Origin of the sequence: Shinella sp., from assembly GCF_052438155.1 — a bacterium.
Lineage (GTDB): Bacteria > Pseudomonadota > Alphaproteobacteria > Rhizobiales > Rhizobiaceae > Shinella.
The window spans coordinates 1-3,346 of record NZ_JBQVPI010000087.1 but is presented as its reverse complement, the minus strand read 5'-3'; the positions used below and the strand labels follow the sequence as shown (position 1 = coordinate 3,346).

Genomic DNA, 3,346 nt, shown 5'->3' with positions numbered 1-3,346 from the left:
TTGCTGCACAGGGGGCAGGGCAGCAGGAATTCGTCCAGCTTCAGCTGCAGGGCATCATTGGGGAGTATCTTCAGGCACAGGCACGCTCGAACGCTGACGAGCAGACCGCAGCACGGCAAACTGCAGTTTTCATGGCAGCGCTGGATGAGACCGTCTCCGGTCTGTCGAGATCCGGGAAAGTCGTGCTCGTTCATGAGGCGATTGTGGGGGGCGAAGTTCCCGACGTTACGCAGAGCGTGAAGACTGCCGTTTACGCAAAGGTTCCGCGTCCCCAACCGGCGCAGGCGCTCGGCGCTGCTCCTCAGGGGCAGGCGGCCCGCGTTGAACAAGAGATGCAGGCCTTTATGGCTGCCAATCAGGGACGTCAGCGCGATGGCAAACCCTGATCCGCTCCTTCGTTCGGCTCAGCGCAAGGGGTTTGCTCGGCTTTTGTCGGACGGCGCGCCTCCTGCGACGGCAGGTAGGACCAGACGCCTTTCGACCGGCGGCAGGCTTATGGCGATCGCTGCTATCTGTCTCGTTGCAGGTGCCCTCAGCGCAGCTTCGAAGTGGAGCGAGAACCACGCGCTGATGATCAACGTGACGGACTCGCTCCCGAACTGGGCGTTCGTGGTCGAAGCCAGGCGTTTTCCGCTGCGCGGGGACTATGTGGTTTTCCATCCCGGTCATGATCCCATTACGGTCAAGTATTTTGGGGCGAAGCCGGCGGCTTTCACCAAGATCGCTCTTGGTCTGCCAGGCGACACGGTGACGCGCATCGGCAATGATGTGCACGTCAACGGGAAGCGCGTGGCGACCATCAAACCTATGACGAAGCGAGGCGATCCTCTTGCCGCTGGCCCGCTTGGAGTTGTGCCGGAAGGCTGCATCTTTGCAGGCACTCCGCACAAGGACGGGTTCGACAGCCGCTATGCGCATATCGGTTTTGTGTGCCGCGACCGGCTTGTCGGCACCGGGCAGCCAATCCTGTGAGGGTCGCTTTCTCCTTCCTCGTTGCTGGCGGACTTGCGGTGTCAGCGACGGCTTCGAGCGGCGGGGCAGTGTCGGGGCAACGCGTCGACCACGGGCAGATGGGCCAGACGTGGCCCGTTGCTGAGCCAGATCTCCTGAGCGTTATCAAGGCGCGGCTCGACCATGCGGCTGCGACCGGAAAACTCGATCAGATGAATCGCCAGTTCGCCGAGAAGGTGAAGGCGAGGGTGATGCGCCCGGTCGCGGTCTCCGGGATTTCGCCTGCGGAAGAGACCCGGAGTTGGGAGTTCGATCCGTCGATCCGGATCGACAAGGACATCCGTGATCACAAGGGGAACCTGATTGCTGTGGCGGGTCAGCGCGTCAATCCTCTTGCCGCCGCTGCGCTTAGCAAGAAGCTCCTCTTTGTTGATGGTGACGATCCGGCAGAAGTCGAATGGGCGATGAAGCATGCGGGCGATGTGCGCGCCAAGATCATCTTCGTTGATGGCTCTCCCTTCGAGCTCATGAAGGTTCACCAGCGCCGGTTCTACTTTGATCAGGACGGCCGTCTTACAACCTATTTCGGGATACGCCGGACCCCGGCGCTGGTCGAGCAACGCGGCGACGTCCTCATAGTCACTGAGCAAGCCATTGTGCGCAAGGGGAGGGGGGCATGAACTCCTGGCGCAATCTGGTTCCGGCTCCCCTTGCTGCCCCCGAAACGCGCGCGCTCAAGGCGGCACGTTTGCGCACGATGATAGGGCTCTTTCTGGTCGCTGCCCTCGTTGTCTCGTTCGGGGCACTTCGGGCGCTATCCGGCATCTTTGCTCTCGCACTGTTCGCAGGCGCTACGACCTTCGCTCTGGTTCAGGGGGTCCTTTGGGTCCGGGCCAAAAACGCGGCGGATGATGCCTGGCTGATGAGGGAGAGAGACGATGCGCTCTAGGTTCCTTGCGCGCCTCCTGGGCTTTGCGTCCCTGTTCATGGCGGCATCCGTGCTGGCTCCCCAGGTTCTGGCTCCCCCGGTTCTGGCTCAGGGTCTTCCCAGCGGGCCTGGTCGGTGCTCAGGTAGTTTCGTCAATCCGGTGACCGATGTGTGCTGGGGCTGCATGTTCCCCTTGTCGCTGGGCTCGCTCAAGATCTGGCCATCATCGCGTGCCGACACCGACAATCCGGATCTTCCGATCTGCGCCTGCGGCACGCCGGTGCCGCGCATCGGCCTTGCGATCGGGTTCTGGGAGCCGGTCCGGCTGATTGATGTCTCGACCAAGCCGTGGTGCTTTCCAAACCTTGGCGGCATCAAGCTCGACCCCGGCTTTCCGATCGGTAACGGTTATGCCTCGGACGGCGCGCAGCTAGGGGGCCAGTCCCAGCGCACCGCCAAATACCACGTGCACTATTACATCTACCCGCTTCTGTACTGGCTCGAAGTGGTGACCGATTTCCTGTGCCTCGAGGCGAGCTCGTTCGACGTTGCCTATATGAGCGAGATCGATCCGCTTTGGCAGGACGACGAGCTGGCATCTCTCCTCAATCCCGAGGCCGCGCTTTTCACCTCAGTCATCGCGCAGGCAGCCTGCTCGGCCGATTGCATCTCAGCCAGCGCAAGACTGCCCATGGATGAGCTGTTCTGGTGCTCTGGTTGCCAGGGTTCGATGTATCCAATGAACGGCAATGTTGGTGCCAATATCGGCATCAAGCAGTCGGCACGGCTCGCGGCCGAGCGCATGGTCTACAAGCTCCACCGTCAGGGGCTCGCCTGGGGCACCAGCGGATCGAAAGCGCTGTGTTCCAAGTACATCATGCCGATCCTCAAGAAGAGCCAGTACCGGATGCAGCAGGTAAATCCGACGCCCATGGTGAGTGGCCGCGAAGCCTGTTCTCCGATTGGAGCGACCACGATCTTGCCCAAATCTGGGCAGGTCTATCCCGTCAAAGGCGAGGATGTCGGCTTCCTCCTCTGGCGCAAACGCAATTGTTGCATGCTGTGAGGTCGCGCCAATGAACCGCAGAGGACTCTTCCCCGCTCTCGCCGCCAGCCTGCTACTTGGTGTGACCGCCGTCGTTGCTCAGGATTTGACGGACTTCGACCCGAAAGCGATCGAGGCGCGGGCCGATACATTCAAGGCCGACGCCCAGGCGCTCTTCGACTATGCTACCGCCAACGCGCAAACCCAAGCCGAAGAGGCGCAGACGGTTGTCGCGCAAGGCTATGAGGCGGTTGAAGGCCTGGATGTGTCGCAGATCGCCGGGAAAGATGGCCCGGTCGACTTCGACGAAATGGTGGCTGGCGCCAGGGCTGGCATGGCCCGCCCCAAGGGTGCGCCGCTGTTTGTGGCATTCGCCAGCCTGTCGATGCCCGAAGAGGCGCTCGCACAGATGATCGCTGACA

At 61.9% G+C, this 3,346-nt stretch carries 6 protein-coding genes; all 6 read left to right on the top strand.

From position 1 onward, the window contains the following. A partial coding sequence (locus ACT6VE_RS34555) for a TrbI F-type domain-containing protein (protein WP_444802629.1) occupies nucleotides 1-386 on the top strand: 386 nt, incomplete at its 5' end. Continuing rightward, nucleotides 373-972 carry a S26 family signal peptidase gene (locus ACT6VE_RS34550; RefSeq protein ID WP_444802628.1) on the top strand — a complete coding sequence of 200 codons (600 nt, stop codon included), beginning with the start codon at nucleotides 373-375 and terminating at the stop codon, nucleotides 970-972. The genes ACT6VE_RS34555 and ACT6VE_RS34550, both read left to right, overlap by 14 nt. Before the next feature lie 68 nt (nucleotides 973-1,040). Further along, entirely contained in the window at nucleotides 1,041-1,631 is a 591-nt protein-coding gene (gene traW, locus ACT6VE_RS34545) for a type-F conjugative transfer system protein TraW (protein WP_444609098.1), read from the top strand. Further along, nucleotides 1,628-1,900: a hypothetical protein gene (locus tag ACT6VE_RS34540; RefSeq protein WP_444609099.1), complete on the top strand. Its 273-nt coding sequence runs from the start codon at nucleotides 1,628-1,630 to the stop codon at nucleotides 1,898-1,900. The genes traW and ACT6VE_RS34540 overlap by 4 nt, the downstream gene beginning before the upstream one ends. Then, nucleotides 1,890-2,945, top strand: coding sequence for a conjugal transfer pilus assembly protein TraU (traU, locus tag ACT6VE_RS34535; RefSeq protein ID WP_444609100.1), 1,056 nt, complete (start codon nucleotides 1,890-1,892; stop codon nucleotides 2,943-2,945). Before ACT6VE_RS34540 ends, traU begins: the two co-directional genes overlap by 11 nt. Before the next feature lie 10 nt (nucleotides 2,946-2,955). Then, the coding region (locus ACT6VE_RS34530; RefSeq protein ID WP_444802627.1) for a hypothetical protein at nucleotides 2,956-3,346 on the top strand (391 nt) is incomplete at its 3' end.